Below are 19,605 nucleotides of genomic sequence, written 5' to 3'. Positions count from 1 at the left end.
CCTAGCTTAGGAGCTGATAGCATTAGAGCTAGTATGGTTGCACTTATTGGCGGATTTGCTTTGGTTATAGCTTTTATGATTCTCTATTATAGAATGGCTGGAATCATCTCAAATATTGCACTTATTGTAAATATCTTGATAATACTAGCCGTTATGAGCCTCTTTGGGGCAACGCTAACACTTCCAGGAATGGCGGGTATAGTTCTGACCGTTGGTATGGCGGTTGATGCCAATGTTATCATTAATGAGAGGATTCGTGAGTTTTTACATCAAGGATACTCTATAAACAAAGCTATAGAAGAGGGTTATTCTAATGCAATGCGCGCGATTTTAGACTCAAACATTACAACTTTAATTGCCGCTGTTGTCCTTTATGCCTATGGAACAGGTGCTATTAAAGGGTTTGCTGTAACTATAAGTATTGGTATTTTAGCTTCAATGCTAACTGCAATCCTTGGTACACATGGAATCTATCAGATACTTCAAAATAGAATCCAAAAAAGCAAAAACAACCTCTTTTGGTTTGGGATAAAGGGGTAATTATGGAATTTTTTAGATTAACTAACGCTATAAATTTTATGGGTAAGTCAAAACTTGCGATGATGTTTTCTGTTGTAATGGTTTTAAGCTCTCTTATCATTCTGTCTACAAAAGGTCTTAACTACGGCGTTGACTTTGCTGGTGGAACAATCGTTCAGGTAAAGTATCAAGGTGATGCACCAATAGATGTGATGAGAGAAAAATTAAGCAAGAATGAGATTTTTGAGGGCGCTTCTATTACAGAGTTTGGCTCTGCTGATGAGGTAGTTATACGTATGAGAACAACAAGTAGTGATGTTGTTGTCGATGTTGGCGATGTTACAAAAGAGGCACTTGGTGGTACTGGAGACTTTGAGATAAGACGTGTTGATATCGTTGGGCCAAAAGTTGGAAGTGAGTTAAAAGAGAAAGGACTTATGTCTCTGCTCTTAGCAATTGCTGGAATTTTAATCTATGTATCATTTAGATTTGAGTGGAGATTTGCGCTCTCTTCAGTTTTGGCACTCGTTCATGACGTCTCTATAGCCATGGGAGCAATAGCTCTTGTAGGCATAGAGGTAAATCTTGATGTTCTAGCAGCACTTCTTACTATCCTTGGATACTCACTAAACGATACGATAATTATTTTTGACCGTATTCGTGAGGGTATAACTAAGACAAGAGATGGCGATTTTGGAGATGTTATAAATGACTCTATCTCAAATACTCTCTCAAGAACAACACTAACTTCTCTTACAACACTATTTGTTGTATGTACTCTGTTTATTTGGGGTGGAGAGATTATCCATGCCTTTGCATTTACTCTTTTAGTCGGTATAGTTGTGGGAACTTACTCATCAATCTTTGTTGCTTCACCAGCTCTTCTTACTTTAGGATTTGATATTAAAAAATACCATGTAAACCTCTCGCAAAAAGCTGCAAGAGAAGCAGAAAAAGAGAAAATGAGATCTCAGTTTGAATCTGGAGTTATGTAAAAAATCACAACATTTTTTATGGCTACTTACTAATCCGGCCTTTTGCCGGATAAACCTCATTTTAAAACCGTATTAAGCTCCCTTGGTTAACTAAATAGTAGATACAATAAAGAAAAAGGGTTAATCATGAGTAATATTTCGATATTGATATTTTTTTTATTTGTTGCATTTTGGGTCTACTCTGTAATCTCTGTTTTTACGGGCAAGTTTAAAGATAAAAAACAAAAAACATTTTGGTTAATAGGTGTTATTTTTGTCCCTCCATTAGCGATTTTTTTCCTCTTTATGAAAAAAAACTTGCTTCTTAAATAGGCTACATAGTCACTTCAGTAGCCACTTAAGATACTTTTTGTATAATCCACACAATTTAATTTTAAACTAAGGTGTTCATATGGATTGGGGCAAAGTAATATACGTATTTTTTTCATTGATGAGTTTAACATCAATTGCAGGGTTTTTATATGAGCACAGCGCAGTAGCTCTATTTGTTGCAGGTAGTTTAAATCTAGTCTCAACTTTTTTAAAAGTTGGTGTTAGAAACCTTCTATCTGCAGAATTACTAGCTTCTTCTTTAGTCGCAGATTTACACCTTATACCAGCATTTATTTATCTTGAAGTTGTCGGAAATTTAGAGTGGGCAATAGCACTAGCAATTGGGGCATTAATAGCAAATGTATTCTCGGTTGGTCTTGTTTACATTGAGAGCTCTAAAAACCGTGAAGAGTATTAGGAGTTAGGGTTGACTTACAATTCAAAAGAGTTAGAAAAGAAGTGGCAAGAATATTGGGCAAAAAATAGAAGTTTTGAGCCAAGTGAAGATTTTACAAAAGAGAAAAAATATATACTCAGTATGTTTCCATTTCCAAGTGGAAGGCTACATATGGGCCACGTTAGAAACTACACAATCAGCGATGCATTTGCTAGATACTACCGTCAAGAAGGCTTTAATGTTCTTCATCCAATAGGCTTTGACAGCTTTGGAATGCCAGCAGAAAACGCAGCAATCAAAAACGGCTCACATCCAAAAAAATGGACTTACGATAACATAGACTACATGAAGGGCGAGTTTAAATCTTTGGGTTTTTCTTTCTCTAAAGAGAGAGAACTTGCAACAAGTGATGAACTCTATACAAAGTTTGAGCAGGGCTTTATCATTGATATGTATGAAAAAGGACTTCTTTATCGTAAAAAAGGCTTTTTAAACTGGTGTCCAAGTTGTCATACAGTTTTAGCAAATGAGCAGGTGATTGATGGCTCATGCTGGAGATGTGATAGTAGTGTAGTTAAAAAAGACATGAATCAGTACTACTTTAAAATCACTCAGTATGGTGATGAGCTTTTGGCTGATTTGAGTAAGTTAGAGAGTGGCTGGCCTAAACAAGTTCTAACCATGCAAGAGAACTGGATTGGTAAATCAAATGGATTAGAGTTTAAACTCTCTTTTGATGAGCGCTCATTAAAGAAGCTTAGTGATAAGTTTGATGCCTTTAGTGTCTTTACAACTAGGGCAGATACTATTTATGGCGTTAGTTACGCGGCACTTGCACCTGAGCATGAGATAGTAACTTACATGATAGAAAACTCTCTTTTAAATGATGAGACTATAAAAATAATAAAAGAGATGAAGAACGCTTCATCAATTGAGAGACAAAAAGAAAAGAGCGGAGTGGCATTAAACCTTGATGTTATTCATCCACTAACCAAAAAAAGCATTCCTATCTGGGTTGCAAACTTTGTTCTTATGGATTATGGAAGTGGCGCTGTTATGGCAGTTCCTGCACATGATGAGAGAGACTTTGATTTTGCAAAAAAATACGACCTTCCTATAAAATCTGTTATCAAACCTTTTGGTGGTGAGTCAAACAATGATAGTGCATTTACAGAAGTTGGAGAGCTTTTTGACTCTGAACTGTTCAATGGACTTAACTCAAAAGATGCACAGGCAAAGATAATAGAGTATTTTGAAGATAAAAAACTAGGTAAAAAAACTACTAACTATAAACTAAAAGACTGGGGTGTAAGTCGTCAGAGATATTGGGGCGCGCCTATTCCTTTTGTGCATTGTGATGATTGTGGAATCGTTATGGAGAAAAAAGAGAATTTACCAATCGCTCTTCCAGAAGACATCGTAATAACTGGCGAGGGAAATCCGCTAGAGAATCATCCGACATTTAAGCAGTGTAAATGTCCAAAATGCGGCAAAGATGCAACTCGTGAGACTGATACAATGGATACTTTTGTAGAGTCGAGTTGGTACTTTTTACGCTTTTGCGCATCGCCTAAAAACTGGGAAAATGAACCTTTTTCAAAAGAGCAGTTAAAGTACTGGATGGGTGTGGATCACTATATCGGTGGGATAGAACATGCTATCTTACATCTTTTGTATGCAAGATTTTTTACAAAGGTTTTTCGTGATTTAGGATACTTAGAGTTTGATGAGCCATTTGATAAGCTTCTAACTCAAGGTATGGTTCTAAAAGATGGTGCTAAGATGAGTAAATCTAAGGGTAATACAGTTGACCCTGATGCTATCATCGAGAAGTATGGCGCAGATACGGCGAGGCTTTTTATACTTTTTGCAGCACCTCCAACTCAAGAACTTGAGTGGAATGATAGCGCTGTTGAGGGTGCATTTAAGTTTATAAAAAGATTTTATGAGAGAAGTGTATATGCTCTAAAGAGCGACACAATTCCTAAAATAAATCATGCTTCACTAAGTAAAGAAGAGAAGTTTGCTAGAAAAAAAGTGTATGAAGCTCTTGTTCGCTCTAACGAAGTTTATAGAGAAAAGTATACCTTTAACACCATGATAGCTGGTGTTATGGAGGCAATGAACGCGCTAAACCTTCAAAATAACAGTGATGTTTGGAGTGAAGCATACTGGATTTTGGCTTCTATCATGGAGCCTGTAATTCCTCATGTTTGCTCAGAGATAAGCTCACAAAAGTTCTCTCTTAAAAACCTAAGCACACATGTTGTTTTAGAGGAAGTTTTTGTAGAGGAATCTTTAATGCTTGGTGTTACAATCAACGGCAAAAGAAGATGTGAGATAGAAGTCTCAATGGATGCAACGCAAGAAGAGATTTTAGAAGTGGCGCGAGAGAGCGCATCGAAGTGGCTTGAGGGAAAGACTATCATCAAAGAGATAGTAGTTCCTAAGAAGTTAGTAAATCTAGTTATTAAGGATTAGTTTTGATAAATCTTTTTAATATCAAGAACACTCTGATTCTTTTTATACTTCTTTTTTCTCTTATAGGGTGTGGTTACACTCCAAATGCAAAGTTCTCTCGTGATGTTCTTGGAGAGAAGATTAGCACAAGCGTAATCATCTCTGCACAAGATCCGCAAAATACGGTTGTCATTAAAGATGCTGTAGATAAGGCTGTTATTGAAGTGTTTCACGCTTCTTTAGTAACTCAAGATAGATCAGATTCACACCTTGTAATAAAAATGGCAACGCCTACCTATACCCCTATCGTTTATGATGAGAACGGTTTTATTACTGGATATAGAATGAGTATTACTCTAAATATTACAAAACACTCAAAAGCGTCTTCCAAGAGTTACAACACAAGAGGATTTCATGATTTCTCAGTAGCTCCAAATGCTATTGTTACAGATCAAGATAGATTTAAAGCTATCGGTTATGCTGCTCAAAGAGCTATTAAGGCATTCGTAGCTCAAGTCTCCGCTGAGGGAGCTAGAGCTAAAAAATAAGGGGTTTTTATGAATATTCAAACAATTATAAAACTTAGTATTAAAAGGCTAGAACAAGAAGGCAAGCTTTTAACGCCTGATGCTTATGCAGAGGCTTTTTGCCGGGAGGCTACAAGAGCTGGCTATAAGGTTGAAGACTGTACAAAGTTAGATAAGTTTAAACTGATGCTAAATAAAGATTTTCAAGATGAACTAAAAAAATATCATATAAAAACAATCTCTGAATTCACTCACTTCTTAATATCAAAATTAAATAGAACGATTCCATCTCACTGCTCTAATTTACTAGAATCACAAACACAATTTACAAAAAGGGTTCTTCAAGTAATTGAGATTTTACATAATAAAGAAGCAACAAATCTCTCAAAAAAGTGCATTGACTTGTTAAGTCGTGAGCCATCTCCAGTAGATATAGACCAATATAGACAGTTATGGGTAAATTTTATAACAACTTATGATGATGCTTTTTTACAGAGATTAAAACTATTAGGTGAGGTAGATTCTAAGGATTTAAGAAAAACTATTGAAAATTTAGATATTCAAGATATAGGTGCTGGACAAACCGATACTATTGAACTATCTAAAATAGCTTCACTCCTAGTAGCATCGCTTGTTCCTTCAATTGCTTCAGATATTAATGAAAAGATAGCAGACCTTAGTCAAAGAATTCAAAAAAACCCATCACTTTTGGAAAATAGCACTGTTGAAGATGATATAAAATCTGCAATTTTTTTAAGGATAGCGCTTGATAAAGCAAGTGTTAAAGAGATGATAGAGTCAAAAGATGGGGTTTTAGATAAACTCTCGCTTAGACTAATTGAGATGATTGAGAGTTCTGATAGCTCAACAATAGAGATACAAAAGATAAAAAAAGAGTTAGAGAGTTACAGTGAGAGTGCTACTACAAATTTTGCAGTTGCGCATAAAAAATTATATACCGTAGCAATTGCACTCGAAGAAAACACTCAAGCTCTTACAAAAGATTTAAAGAAGCATAGTAGTGAAGTTGGTATGCTAAGTAAAAAAATAGAATTTTTAGAACAAGAACTAGCGCGAGTAAAAGAGGAGTCAAAAGAGGACTTTTTAACAAAACTACCTAACAAAAGAGCATTAGATGAGTTTGTAAATATAAAAGAGGCTGAATTTGAAAGATATGAAAAAAATTTCTCTATAATATTTTTTGACCTTGATTACTTTAAATCTGTAAATGATACTTATGGGCATGACGCTGGAGATGCTGTACTTGTTGCCTTTGCAAATATACTTAAAAAAGATGCAAGAAGCATGGATATAATAGGGCGATGGGGTGGTGAAGAGTTTGTAGCTATTCTTAGTGAGACGGACGTCGAGGGCGCAATGGCTTTTGCACAAAAGATTAGAAACAGAGTTAAAAATGCTCGTTTGATGTATCAAGATAGACGAATAGAGCTTACCGTAAGTGCTGGTGTTAGTGAGAGAAGAGCTCACACTTCAGTTCAAAGTACTCTAAAGTCAGCAGATGAAGCTTTATATAAAGCGAAAAAAAATGGCAGAGATAGGATTGAGACTAAGTGAATTTCTTAGAGTATTTAAATACTAAACCACTCTTTTATGATGAGATTGACTACACTCGTATGCCGCGTATCTATGAGAAGATAAAAGAGTCTCTACCAACTCCAAAAATCATCCATATAATAGGGACAAACGGTAAAGGAACAACAGGGCGTTTTTTAGCAAATGCACTTCATTCAAAGGGCATAAAAGTAGGGCATTACACTTCGCCACATATTTTAGAATTTAATGAACGGATATTTTTAAATGCAAATAATGTAGCTGATGCAATCCTCCAAGAAGCGCATTTAGAGCTTCAAACTCTTTTAGATGTAGATGATGCAGATTCTCTCAGCTATTTTGAATATACAACACTCCTTGCAATGATAATTTTTAAAGAGTGTGAGTATGTTGTCATGGAAGCAGGTCTTGGTGGAGAGCATGATGCAACTGCTGTGTTTGATAAAATTTTAACACTAGTAACTCCAATAGCGTATGATCATGAAGCCTTTTTAGGCTCAAATATCGAGGAAATAGCTGCTACTAAATTAAGAGCAATCCAAAATAACGCCATAATAGCGCCTCAAGCATATAGCGAAGTTTATAGTGTTGCAGAACAAATTGCTACAAAGAGCGCTTTAAATATCTATAGAGTTGATGAATTTATAAAAGATTTAGACAAAGAAAAAATCAATCAAATAGTGAACAACTTGAACCTTGTTCCATATCTCAAAGACAATTTGACATTAAGTATAGCAGCGCTTAATTTTTTAAAATTAAAATATGAAGTTGATGATTTTAAAACACCGCCTCTCTTTGGAAGACTCACTAAAATAAGTGAAAATATAATAGTTGATGTTGGCCATAACACTCTAGCGGCACAAGGTATTGTAAAGGCGTTAGAGGGAGATAAATATGTACTTGTTTACAACAGTTATAAAGATAAAAATTATAAAGAGATTTTATCAATCCTAAAGCCTATTATTTTGCGAGTAGAGATAATAGCTGTAAATGAGCAAAGAGCCGAATCTATAGAGATTATTAAAAACACTTTAAAGAACTTAAAGATAGAATATAATATATTTAAAGAGGCAAAACCTGAGTATAAATATCTAGTTTTTGGCTCTTTTAGTGTTGTTGAGAGATTTTTAAGAGAGCATAATGAATAACCACTTCACAATAACTATAAATGATGATAACGGGGTTAAGCAGTTTAATCTACATCAGATTATAAAAAAAGCTATACTCTATGTTATTTTGTTTGGTGCTATTGTTACTCTTATGGCAGTTGGAACTATTTTATATTTAAACCATGCAGTTGATGCAATAGAGCAAAAACGTTTGAATATGCAAAGTGCATATATGTTGCAAAAAGAGAAAAATCAAGAGCTAGATGATAGTATAAAACAGACAAATTTATCACTTGAAGATAAAAAAAGAAAGTTAGATGAGTTTTCTCAAACGCTCTCAGAGATAGAAACACTCATAGGACTGGCTCCACAAGAGGAGATGTCTTTAGAGCAAAGAGCAGATATAACAAAATTAAATTCTGAGCATATGGCTACTCTTATGCAGTTTATCCCAAGCGGTTCTCCTGTAGAGTATAAAGGGGTAACGAGTGGGTTTGGGTATAGAATACATCCAACACTAAACACTAGAGAGTATCACGCTGGAGTTGACTTAAGAGCAGCTATGGACACTCCAGTGTACGCGACAGCTGATGGGATTGTTGAGTGGTCAGGATTTCATCAAAAAAGTGGATATGGTAACCTTATAATTCTTCAGCACAATTACGGTTTTAGAACCTACTTTGGGCATCTAAATAAAACGATTGTAGAGTCTGGCAAGTTTGTAAAAAAAGGTGATTTAATTGCTTACACAGGGACTACAGGAATGAGTAGTGGGCCGCATCTCCATTATGAAGTTAGATTTGTGCAAAGAGCAGTTGATTCTATTCAATTTGTACAGTGGAGTGTTAAAAACTATAAAGATATATTTAAAAAGGAGAAACAAATACCATGGCAATCTTTAATAAACGCGACATCGCACATCAAAGTACCGCAACCGACTCAAGCACTACCATCATCACAGTTGGCTCTACAATCACAGGAGAGATGAATCTATCTTGTAATCTTTACGTTGATGGAGAGTTTGAAGGTACAATTCACTCTACTAAAGAGATAAACATAGGTAAAAATGGTCATATAAAAGGTGATATTTTTACAACTAGACTCGTAGTTCAAGGTTATATAGAAGGTACTATCAAGGCTAAAAAAGTTGAGATTAAAGCTCTAGGCAGGGTTAATGGCTCCATAGAATCTTCTGAACTTATTATTGAGGCTAAGGGTATTTTTGAGGGTAAAAGCATTGTGAAAAATGTATCTGAATTACCAAAAAAGCCATCGTTAAATAATAAAAACACAACAGATATTTTAAAAGATGAAAATAAAGAAGAGGAAAAAGTATCAAACTCCTTACTTATATAAACTAATGTCACAAAACAGACTATTTAACTACTATAAAACCACAAAAAAAACAGATTTAGAAGTTCTCATTTGCGAAGATGCAAAAGAGGCTTATGAGCTAAAGAGCGTAGCTACGTTTTTTGGCAAAGACGTTATTGTATTTCCAGACTTTAGAGCAACTCATGGGGATGATTTGAGAGTCTATAAAGAAGAGTTACATGAACTCTTTAGCTCTTTGAGAAAGTATTACAGCGCCAAAGTAAAACCACTTGTTATCTCTCCACTAAAAACACTCCTTTTTGAGATGCCCAAAGAGTCTCTGCTTCAATCAAGAGTAATAGAATTTGGAGAAAAAATAGAGTTTAGAGCCTTCCAACAGCAGATGCTTTTTTGGGGATATAACTTTGTTGATATGGTTCAAGTTGAGGGCGAAATCTCTTTTAGAGGCGACATCATAGATATCTACCCGCCTTCAAGTAAAATGCCTCTTAGAATCTCACTCTTTGATGATGAGATAGAGCAGATTAAGTACTTTGAGCTAGAGTCTCAAAGAACGCAAAAAGATGAGTTAGAGAGTTTTGAGCTTACTCCTGCTTTTTTCTCTTTAAATGAAAAAGAGTTTGATGCTTTAGATGAGAGAGTAAAAAATAGTGAATTTGACTCTCTTGTAAAAGATATAGCATCTCTTGGCTTATGGCACCTTGGGCAGAGTGGTGTAAACTTTTTAGCATCAAAAAATGTCAAACTCTCAAGAGAGTTAAATGCTCCACTCATAGATGCTTATGGATTAAATAAACCTACAATTTCAAGAGAGTGTTTCAACGTAGAAATTTTAGAAGATAGTGATGATTTTAAAGAGATTTTTGTCTCAGATCTGCACGCATTTTTAAAAGTTCATAAAGCTAAAAAAACGACTATTATCGCCTCAAATGAAGCAGTTATTAAACAGGCTGGACTTTTTGATGTGAGTGGTTTAAAAATTATTTATGCTCCATATATCTTAAATATCATGGGCAAAGATGAACTTGTCATCTCGCTAAATAAGCAAAGTAAAGTTAAGCGAAGAAGAAAAAGTTCTATCTTGCTTGATGACCTTAAAGTGGGCGATTATGTTGTTCATGAAGATTATGGTGTTGGTATATTTGAAGGCATTGAGCAGACTCAGATACTTGGCGGTATAAAAGATTTTATAGTTATCAAGTACATTGGTGATGATAAGATTTTACTCCCAGTTGAAAACCTTGACTCAATTGACCGTTACATCGCTTCTGGCGGCTCTGTTCCTGTTTTAGACAAGCTTGGAAAAGGAAGTTTTGGGAAGCTAAAAGATAGCGTAAAAAAACGCCTTATGGAGATAGCAGGTCAAATCGTAAATACAGCAGCTGCGAGAGAACTAATAGACGCACCAAAAATTAATGTCAATGATGATGAACTAAGAGCGTTTCAAAAGCTCTCTGGATTTGAATACACAGACGATCAGAGCCAATCCATAAACGAGATTATTACTCAGATGAGTTCAGGTCATATCATGGATAGGCTTCTTAGTGGAGATGTTGGTTTTGGTAAAACTGAAGTTGCGATGAACACCATCTTTGCAGCGTACAAATCAGGTTTTCAAGCTGCTCTTATAGTTCCAACAACGCTTCTCTCAGCTCAACACTACCGCTCACTTCATGAGAGGTTTGACGCACTTGGTATAAAGTGCTCAAAACTTGATAGATTTGTAAGTGCAAAGGATAAAACAAACATTATAAAAGCACTTGCAAGTGGAGATCTGGATGTAGTTGTGGGAACTCACACTCTCTTTGATCTTGACTTTAAAAAGCTCGGCGTGGTTATTATAGATGAGGAGCATAAGTTTGGAGTGAAGCAAAAAGAGAAGATAAAAGAGCTCTATCACAATGTTCATCTTCTCTCGATGAGTGCAACACCAATCCCAAGGTCTCTAAATCAAGCACTAAGTTCTATAAAAACTATGTCACAACTTTTAACGCCACCAAGCCTAAGGCAACCCGTTAGAACATTTGTAAAAGCGTATGAAGAAAAGCTTATAAAAGAGGTTCTTCTTCGTGAGATACGCAGAGGTGGGCAGATATTTTATGTGCATAACTCCATAGATCACATGCCTATAAAACTAGGTGAATTAAAAGCACTTCTGCCATCTCTTAGAGTTGTCATGCTTCACTCAAAAATCTCTGCAACAGATACAGAAAAAGAGCTTCTCAAGTTTGAAGCTGGAGAGTATGACTTGATGCTGGCAACTTCTATCATCGAATCAGGTATCCACATGCCACGAGTAAACACTATCATAGTCGATGGTGCAGATAGATTTGGAATGGCAGATTTGCATCAACTCAGAGGTCGAGTAGGGCGCTCAAACGTTGAGGGTTTTGCATACTTTATAGTAAATGATAAAGAGACTTTGACCGATGAGGCTAAAAAAAGACTTCTAGCGCTTGAATCAAACTCATTTTTGGGAAGCGGTTCTGTTTTGGCATATCATGATTTAGAAATCAGAGGCGGTGGAAATCTCGTTGGAGATGCACAAAGCGGACATATAAAAAACATAGGATATTCACTCTATCTCAGACTTTTAGAAGATGCTATAAAACTCCTAAGTAACCAGATGGAAGTTGAGAAAGCAAAAGTAGATATAAAACTCACCATCTCAGCCTTTGTCTCAGATGAAGTTGTAAAAGAGGATAGACTTCGCTTAGACATTTATAGAAGACTCTCTTCGTGTGTAGAGAGCGTTGAGATATATGAGATACAAGAAGAGGTGATTGATAGATTTGGAGCACTTGACGCTCCAACAAAACAGTTTTTCGAGCTGATGGTCATAAAAGTGTTGAGCCTCTCAAAAGGGATAAAAAGTGTTTCAAACTACGGTCAAAACATAACCTTTACATATATGGATGAGAAAAAAGAGAGCATAAAATCAGACTCAAAAGATGATGATGACATCATAAAAGCAACACTGCTTTATTTAAGAGCTTGATATGATAGACCCAAAGATAGAGAACTCTTGGAGAGAAGTTCTCTTTGATGAGTTCCAAAAGCCCTATTTTACGGCTTTAAGAGAGTTTTTACTACAAGAGAGGGAGCACTACACTCTCTATCCAAAAGGTGAAAATATTTTTGCTGCTTTTAATAATACTCCATTTGAAGAAGTAAAAGTTGTGATTTTAGGACAAGACCCATATCATGGAGCAAATCAAGCTCATGGATTAGCTTTTTCTGTAAATGATGGTGTGGCACATCCACCATCACTTAGAAATATATTTAAAGAGCTTCATGATGATATTGGGTGCGAAATACCTAAGAGTGGAAATTTGACACACTGGGCAAAAGAGGGCGTATTTCTGCTCAATGCAGTTTTGAGCGTAAGAGCAGCAGAGGCTGCGTCTCATAAAGGTAAAGGTTGGGAGATATTTACTGATTTAGTTATCAAAGAGTTAAGCCAAAGAAAAGATAATCTAGTCTTCATACTCTGGGGCGCTCCAGCAGCTCTTAAAGCTTCGCTAATAGATGAGAAAAAACATCTGATATTAAGAGCTCCTCATCCATCACCGCTCTCATCATACAGAGGTTTTTTCGGCTCAAAACCATTTTCAAAAACGAATGAGTATCTTGTATGTAATGGAGTTGAACCAATAGATTGGTGTATATAAAGTATTGCAAATTGCAATATTTTTGAGGTATAGAGTTTTATTTTTATAATATCTCTTCAATATAATTGGAGGGATACAATGACATATATTATGGGAAGAAATTTATTTAATATGAGTATAGATAAAAAAAATAGCTATAAAGCCATTGATCTTTTCGCTGGAATAGGCGGAATTAGACTTGGGTTTGAACAAGCATTTGGCGAAGAGATAGAGTTTGTTTTTGCGTCAGAAATAGATAAATATGCACGTCAAACATACTATGCAAATTTTGCAGAAGAACCATTTGGAGATATTACCCAGATAGATGAAACAAAAATTGAAAAATTTGACATACTTTTAGCTGGATTTCCATGTCAAGCATTTAGCGTAGCAGGGTATAGAAAAGGTTTTGAAGATACAAGGGGAACGCTTTTTTTTGATGTTGCAAGGATTATAAAGTATCATAAGCCAAAAGTAGTTTTTCTTGAAAATGTAAAAGGTCTTGTAGGACACGACAAAGGCAAAACTTTTAATGTAATTTTGGAGACTTTGCGAGAGTTGGGATATAGAGTAGAATATAAAATCTTAAATGCAAAAGATTTTGGAGTACCACAAAATAGAGAAAGAATATATATAGTTTGTTTTTTGGGTGATGAAGTGGAATTTGAATTTCCTAACAAAATAGAAATAGAGGTAAAAGTTGGCGATATTTTAGATGATAAAATAGAAGATAAATATACTATCTCTGATAAACTTTGGGCTGGACATCAAAGACGAAAAATTGAGCATAAAGAAAAAGGTAATGGCTTTGGATACTCAATATTTAATAAAAATTCTAGTTACACAAGCACAATAAGTGCAAGATATTATAAGGATGGTTCTGAGATTTTAATAGAGCAAGATGGTAAAAATCCAAGAAAACTAACACCAAGAGAAGCTGGGCGACTTCAAGGTTTTCCTGATAAATTTCATATAAAAGTTAGTGATGTTCAAGCATATAAACAGTTCGGAAATAGCGTTAGTGTTCCAGTAATTAAGGCAATTGCAAAAAATATTTTAAATAGTATAAAAAAGGAAAAACAAGATGAATGCAAATAAACTTATCATAGAAAAAAGTAAGTTTGATATAAATTTGAAGTTTTACTTTATACTAAAATATCTTTTAAAAGCTAGTTTTAGCGATAGAGATATTAAAAAAATAATAGAGATTTACTCATTATATAAAGGTATTGTATTTAAAGAAGAACTCTTAAACAGTATGGATAGTTTATATGGAAATAGTAAGTCGGGATTGAAGAAAAAAGATTTTTTAACTGATATATTAGACCTTTTTGAATCTGATTTTGACAGTGAACTTTTTATATTCGGAGTTAAGTTAATTGCGATAAAACCACTTTTACTGCAAGAAGCTAAAACTAGAGATTTATTGGATACTTCAAAGTTGCCAACTCTTAGTCCTTTGTCTCTTGCGTATGACAAAATAACCTTGTTTAGTCCTTATTCTACGAGAGTAAGCGGCGCATTACTATCTTTAATATTTTTTGATAAATTAGAAAATGAAGATACGGCTTTTATATCAAGTGATACAACAGAATTTTTGTCATATTTATCCAAAGAGGCGATAGTTCTTAAAAATATGGGGATTGAAGCAAATCAAATTTTTATGTTAATGTTTAGTGAGAGTATAAATCAATCTATAATAAGCGATAGTGGGTCAAACTATGAAGATAGAATTTTATCTGTGCTTAATTCAATAGGAATAGATAAAAGTAAAATATCAAAAACACATGATAAAAATGATAGCTCAACTGAGTTTGATTTTTTCTTTGAACTTAATAATAAAACATATGGAATAGGAGCAAAAAGAACTTTAAGAGAACGATATAAACAGTTTATTAAAACAGCTCAAATGACAAAAATTGATGTAATGATTGAGATAACTTTAGGCATAGATTTAACAGAGGAAAAAGTTAACTCAATAAGAAAGCATAATATATTTTTATTTATTTCAGATGAGGTTTATAACTCAAATAAATATTTGCAAAAGATAGATGGTGTTTATAGTTCAAAAGATTTGACCCTTCAAACATTAGAAAAATTATCTTATCTAAAATAGGCTATATAAGTTAAATGCACATATCAAAAATAACAACTTCTTGATATAGATAGTGTTAGAATTGACAAAATAGATAATTAAAACTTTTAGATATGAAAGTGAGTATTTGGTATGAATGAACTGGTAACACAATCAAGCATAGAAAATAAGATTTTTTCTATTCGCGGTGTGCAGGTAATGGTCGATAGAGATTTGGCTCAGTTGTATGAGGTTGAATCAAAAAGATTGGGCGAACAGGTAAAAAGGAATATTCAAAGATTTCCAAAAGAGTTTCGATTTCAACTGAGTGAAGAAGAGAAAAATGAACTGGTCGCAAATTGCGACCGGTTCCAATCACTCAAGCACTCTTCCTCTGCACCATTTGTTTTTACTGAGCAAGGTGTCTCAATGCTCTCGGCAGTTCTAAGAAGTGACACAGCGGTCAAAATAAGTATTCAAATTATCAATAGCTTTGTAAAAATGCGCCACTTAATCTCACAAAATAGTGACATTTTTAAACGTCTCGAACTTGTAGAAAAAAGACAAATTTCATACGAAATACAAATAGATGATAAGTTTGAAAAGCTTTTTGATGCTCTTGAAGACAAATCGATAAAACCCAAACAAGGTATCTTTTACGATGGACAGATATTTGATGCATATATATTTTTTAGTGAGTTAATCAAAAAAGCCAAAATATCTATTATCCTCATAGACAACTACTGCGACGAAACAACACTCACTCACTTGAGTAAAGCAGATCCAAAAGTAAAAATCACTCTACTTAGTAAAAATATAACAAAGCAATTAAAACTAGATATCGATAAATACAATGCCCAGTACAAAAACATCGAAGCAAAAGAGTTCAAAAGCTCACATGATAGGTTTTTGATACTTGATAACAAAGAGATTTACCATATAGGAGCGAGTCTCAAAGATTTAGGAAAAAAATGGTTTGCTTTTTCGCTTTTTGAAGTGGAGAGTTTTGGGTTGATGGATAGAGTGTGTAAAAATGAATTATAAGAAAGAAGGAAATAAGATTTGAGAGTAGCATTTATAGGCGATATTGTCGGAAGTCATGGAAGAGATATGTTAAAGGCGCATCTTAAAAATCTAAGAGCTGAGCATAAGATAGATTTTGTGATAGCAAACTATGAAAATGCCTCTCATGGGTTTGGTATGACTGTAAAAAATGCAAACGAGATAGTTAGTTATGGGGTTGATTGTATGAGTGGTGGAAATCACACTTGGGATAAAAAAGAGGTAACAACACTCTTTGATACTCATGAGATTTTAAGACCGCATAACTATCCTAGTGAAGTTGGTGGAACGGGATGCAGGGTTTATGAGGTTGCAGGTGAGAAACTTGGTGTCTTAAATCTTATGGGACACTACTCTATGCCATATACGGATAACGCTTTTAGATGTGCCAAAAGTACAGTTGAATCTTTACATGTACAAGGTGTTAAAAATATATTTATAGATTTTCATGCTGAGGCAACTAGTGAGAAAAGAGCTATGATGATGTTGCTTCAAGGAAGTGTTAGTGCTATTATAGGCACTCATACACATGTAAGTACAGATGACTTTCAAATCTCAAATAACACTGCATATTTAACAGATATAGGTCTGAGCGGATGTAGAGATAATGTCATAGGGATGGATGAAGCTTCGCCATTAAAACAATTTTTAACCGGCATTAAAGGGCATTTTGATATTCCAAAAAAGTGTAAAAAAATTCTTCAAATTGCTATTATGGATTTTAGTGATGGAAAATGTGAGAGTGCATTTAAGTTAAAGATATTTGATGATGAGCGAGCTATAAGAACTGATGCGTGGGTAGAGGATTAAGCTGCAGTTATGCGGTAGTAGTTGTCGTTTGAGATATATGTATTTACCATAGTGTGTCTTAGTACTTTTTCTTTTGCTTCTTGACCTTGAGGAGGTAGTCTTTCATCTATCTTTGGACTTTGATCTAAAGAGGTAGAGGGCTTTTTTACTAAAGAGAACATTTTAGAGTTCTCATCATAAGCAGCTTTTGCACTATTTTGTGTACTTAGCTGTTTTAACGTATATTCGCTTTGACTTGTTGAGTGCTCTTGAAGTTTTTGTTGATTGTAAAATGATTTGTAGTTTGAGATATAGTCTATGGGAAGAGTTTTATCAGTATAAGGTTTAAGTGCATTTTGGGAGAGATTTTTGCTAAAACTCTCAGAGGTTTCTTTGTCGTCATTTTTTTTAAAATCTGTATTGTTCTTTGTATTGGTTGTATTAACATAAGTGTTGTATGACGATACAAACATAAGAAATCTCCAAAATATTTGCATTCATTATACCTTATATTGTAATTAAAAAGAAATCCTTTTTTGATACAATAGTTAAAATATATCCGAGGAAATTTCATGAGTGCTAAGATTGTAGTTGTAGAAGATGAAGAGGATATCTTAGAGCTTCTTGAGTACAATTTGACAAAAGAGGGGTATGAAGTCATAGGTTTTTTAAACACAAAAAGTGTTGAGCAACTTCTTTTTGAAGAGAAGGTTGACTTGCTTTTGATGGATAGAAACTTGCCAGGTGTTGAGGGAAGTGAGTTTGTCGCATCACTTAGAAAAGAAGGAATTATGACTCCTGTCATATATCTAAGTGCTAAAGGGCTTGATTCTGAGATAGAAGAGGGTTTTTTAAGAGGTGCGGATGACTACGTAACAAAACCATTTAACATGAAAGAGCTCCTACTTCGCATAAAAGCGCTACTTCGAAGAACTACAAAAATGGTAGAAGATGCAATCCTCTTGCATAGAGATTTAGTGCTTGATAACAGTGCTAGAACACTTAGTGTGGATGGTAAAGATGTAGAGATTACAAAGTTAGAGTTTGATCTGCTTCGTGAGTTGATTTTAAATAAAAATAATGTCCTAGACCGTGAGTATCTACTAGAAAATGTATGGGATAGTGCAGAAGATTATCAATATCAAACTGTAAATGTCGCAATAAACCGTTTAAAAGAGAAAATAGACCCTTCTAAAACAAAAGAGTATATACAATCAGTGAGAGGAGTTGGATACAAGTTATGCTAAAAATAGACCAAGTTTTTATAATCAAATTTTTGCTGCTTTTTGTCGGTACCCTTTTTATAACTTCTATCATCAGCTATCTAACACTAAAGAGCATTGTTATAGAGCACAACAAAAATCATCTCAAACACGCTATTGAAATAATGGATTTAGAACTTAACAGCGTTAATGATCTTGATAAATATATAGCAGATATATATGAAAAAACTTCTCTACGAACAACTGTAGTAGATGAAGCTGGAAATGTCTTAGCAGACTCAGAAGCCAATAAAGTCCAGATGGATAACCATGCACAAAGGTTTGAAATCATAGAGTCAAATACAAAAGAGTATGGCTATATCATAAGGTACTCAAAAACACTTAAGATGGATTTTTTATATGTTGCAAAGAAAATCACATATAAAGATAGAGAGTCTTACATAAGAGTTTCTATGAGTTTAGCTCAAATAATGGATGATTTTTATTCTTTGTGGATCAAGCTTTTCTTTATCTTTATGGGTATTTTATTTATAGCTCTTTTGATATCAAAAAGAATGAGTAGAAAAGTTGTTTATGATATTGAACAGATTACAAATTATCTTGATGAAATTTCAGATAAGAACTATAAAGCAATTATAAAAACAAAATATTTTTATGAATTTTTACAAATCTCTTTGCTTCTTAAAAATCTTGTTAAAAAGCTTAGCAAACAAGAGAAGAAAAAATCAAAATATATGGCAAAACTAAGGCTAATAAATAGACAAAAAAATGATATTTTATCTGCCATTTCGCATGAGTTTAAAAATCCAGTAGCTTCAATTATAGGCTATGCTCAAACGATTCAAGATGATAGCGATATGCCAAAGATAGTACGAGATAAATTTTTACTAAAGATTAGTTCAAATGGTGAGAAAATATCAAAAATGCTTGATCGTCTGACTCTCTCTGTTAAACTAGAAAATGAAGATTTTGCAATAACTAAGAGTGCGTTTGACTTAAAAGTCTTATGTGATGAGGTTGCGTCAAACTTAGAGACAAAATATAAAGATAGAAAAATTTTACTCAATGTTGAGAGTATAACTCTATTTAGCGATAAAACTATGTTGGAATTAGCTCTTGTAAATTTAGTTGAAAATGCCCTAAAATACTCAAGTTCTGATATTTTTATAGAGCTTAAAGATAATATGATTTTAGTAAAAGATAGCGGGATAGGGATAAAAGAAGAAGAGCTTAAAAACATTACAAAGAAGTTTTACAGAGTAGATAAAAATAGCTGGAACAACTCTATGGGGCTTGGACTAGCAATGGTCAGTTATACCCTAAAACTCTTGGGCTCATCTCTTGAGATAGAGTCAAAGTTTGGACAAGGCTCAACGTTTAGCTTTAGTATTGAGCCAATGTTAAAGAGTTAGATTTTAGACTGGATTGTTATCTTTTTGGCTTCAAAGAGTTCTATGGCTTTTTGAACCATAGGCTCATCTTTTATATCTGCACCATCTAACTCACGTGAAGAATCAGAACTTTGACAATTCGTTACACAACTAGCACTTCCGCCAAACTCTGCCTCTTCAATCATAGAAG

18 protein-coding genes are annotated in these 19,605 nt (G+C 34.2%); 17 read left to right on the top strand and 1 reads right to left on the bottom strand.

Annotated features, from left to right (window positions below; all coding sequences use genetic code 11):
- From PHI38_RS04830 to PHI38_RS04760, 15 genes are all read left to right on the top strand, one after another.
- Window positions 1-540 (top strand): SecD/SecF family protein translocase subunit (locus PHI38_RS04830; protein WP_299853422.1); only part of this gene is annotated, 540 nt, incomplete at its 5' end.
- Between the two features lie 2 nt (window positions 541-542).
- Window positions 543-1,514, top strand: a complete 972-nt coding sequence (secF, locus tag PHI38_RS04825) for a protein translocase subunit SecF (RefSeq protein ID WP_299853420.1) — start codon at window positions 543-545, stop codon at window positions 1,512-1,514.
- A gap of 391 nt (window positions 1,515-1,905) precedes the next feature.
- Window positions 1,906-2,244: a DUF6394 family protein gene (locus tag PHI38_RS04820; RefSeq protein ID WP_299853418.1), complete on the top strand. Its 339-nt coding sequence runs from the start codon at window positions 1,906-1,908 to the stop codon at window positions 2,242-2,244.
- A gap of 9 nt (window positions 2,245-2,253) precedes the next feature.
- Window positions 2,254-4,704, top strand: a complete 2,451-nt coding sequence (leuS, locus tag PHI38_RS04815) for a leucine--tRNA ligase (RefSeq protein ID WP_299853416.1) — start codon at window positions 2,254-2,256, stop codon at window positions 4,702-4,704.
- Between the two features lie 2 nt (window positions 4,705-4,706).
- A complete protein-coding gene (gene lptE, locus PHI38_RS04810; RefSeq protein WP_299853414.1) occupies window positions 4,707-5,231 on the top strand; it encodes an LPS assembly lipoprotein LptE in 525 nt (174 codons plus the stop codon).
- Window positions 5,232-5,240: 9 nt separating this feature from the next.
- Window positions 5,241-6,785 carry a GGDEF domain-containing protein gene (locus PHI38_RS04805; protein WP_299853412.1) on the top strand — a complete coding sequence of 515 codons (1,545 nt, stop codon included), beginning with the start codon at window positions 5,241-5,243 and terminating at the stop codon, window positions 6,783-6,785.
- Complete coding sequence (locus PHI38_RS04800; protein ID WP_299853410.1) at window positions 6,782-7,930, top strand: bifunctional folylpolyglutamate synthase/dihydrofolate synthase; 1,149 nt, start codon at window positions 6,782-6,784, stop codon at window positions 7,928-7,930. The genes PHI38_RS04805 and PHI38_RS04800 overlap by 4 nt, the downstream gene beginning before the upstream one ends.
- On the top strand, window positions 7,923-8,879 hold the full coding sequence (locus tag PHI38_RS04795) for a M23 family metallopeptidase (protein WP_299853408.1): 957 nt from the start codon (window positions 7,923-7,925) through the stop codon (window positions 8,877-8,879). Before PHI38_RS04800 ends, PHI38_RS04795 begins: the two co-directional genes overlap by 8 nt.
- Complete coding sequence (locus PHI38_RS04790; RefSeq protein ID WP_299853406.1) at window positions 8,780-9,247, top strand: polymer-forming cytoskeletal protein; 468 nt, start codon at window positions 8,780-8,782, stop codon at window positions 9,245-9,247. The genes PHI38_RS04795 and PHI38_RS04790 overlap by 100 nt, the downstream gene beginning before the upstream one ends.
- Window positions 9,248-9,251: 4 nt before the next feature.
- Window positions 9,252-12,224, top strand: a complete 2,973-nt coding sequence (locus tag PHI38_RS04785) for a DEAD/DEAH box helicase (protein WP_299853404.1) — start codon at window positions 9,252-9,254, stop codon at window positions 12,222-12,224.
- A gap of 1 nt (window position 12,225) precedes the next feature.
- Entirely contained in the window at window positions 12,226-12,897 is a 672-nt protein-coding gene (locus PHI38_RS04780; protein ID WP_299853402.1) for a uracil-DNA glycosylase, read from the top strand.
- A gap of 78 nt (window positions 12,898-12,975) precedes the next feature.
- Complete coding sequence (locus PHI38_RS04775) at window positions 12,976-13,974, top strand: DNA cytosine methyltransferase (RefSeq protein WP_299853400.1); 999 nt, start codon at window positions 12,976-12,978, stop codon at window positions 13,972-13,974.
- On the top strand, window positions 13,961-14,992 hold the full coding sequence (locus PHI38_RS04770) for a type II restriction endonuclease (protein ID WP_299853398.1): 1,032 nt from the start codon (window positions 13,961-13,963) through the stop codon (window positions 14,990-14,992). The genes PHI38_RS04775 and PHI38_RS04770 overlap by 14 nt, the downstream gene beginning before the upstream one ends.
- Window positions 14,993-15,103: 111 nt before the next feature.
- Complete coding sequence (locus PHI38_RS04765; RefSeq protein WP_299853396.1) at window positions 15,104-15,994, top strand: ORF6N domain-containing protein; 891 nt, start codon at window positions 15,104-15,106, stop codon at window positions 15,992-15,994.
- An 18-nt stretch (window positions 15,995-16,012) separates the two neighbouring features.
- Window positions 16,013-16,822, top strand: a complete 810-nt coding sequence (locus tag PHI38_RS04760) for a TIGR00282 family metallophosphoesterase (protein WP_299853394.1) — start codon at window positions 16,013-16,015, stop codon at window positions 16,820-16,822.
- Here the strand turns inward: PHI38_RS04760 and PHI38_RS04755 are convergent.
- On the bottom strand, window positions 16,819-17,298 hold the full coding sequence (locus tag PHI38_RS04755) for a hypothetical protein (RefSeq protein WP_299853392.1): 480 nt from the start codon (window positions 17,296-17,298) through the stop codon (window positions 16,819-16,821). The two genes, PHI38_RS04760 and PHI38_RS04755, sit on opposite strands and share 4 nt — an antisense overlap.
- Before the next feature lie 75 nt (window positions 17,299-17,373).
- Here PHI38_RS04755 and PHI38_RS04750 point away from each other — a divergent pair, with 75 nt between their 5' ends.
- Both PHI38_RS04750 and PHI38_RS04745 read left to right on the top strand, forming a co-directional pair.
- Complete coding sequence (locus PHI38_RS04750) at window positions 17,374-18,048, top strand: response regulator transcription factor (RefSeq protein ID WP_279189158.1); 675 nt, start codon at window positions 17,374-17,376, stop codon at window positions 18,046-18,048.
- Window positions 18,042-19,436, top strand: a complete 1,395-nt coding sequence (locus PHI38_RS04745; RefSeq protein WP_299853387.1) for an ATP-binding protein — start codon at window positions 18,042-18,044, stop codon at window positions 19,434-19,436. Before PHI38_RS04750 ends, PHI38_RS04745 begins: the two co-directional genes overlap by 7 nt.
- Window positions 19,437-19,605: the final 169 nt, after the last annotated feature.

Origin of the sequence: Sulfurimonas sp., from assembly GCF_028694895.1 — a bacterium.
Lineage (GTDB): Bacteria > Campylobacterota > Campylobacteria > Campylobacterales > Sulfurimonadaceae > Sulfurimonas.
Note: the sequence above shows the minus strand (reverse complement) of the source record. Positions and strands in the feature narration are given on the sequence as shown.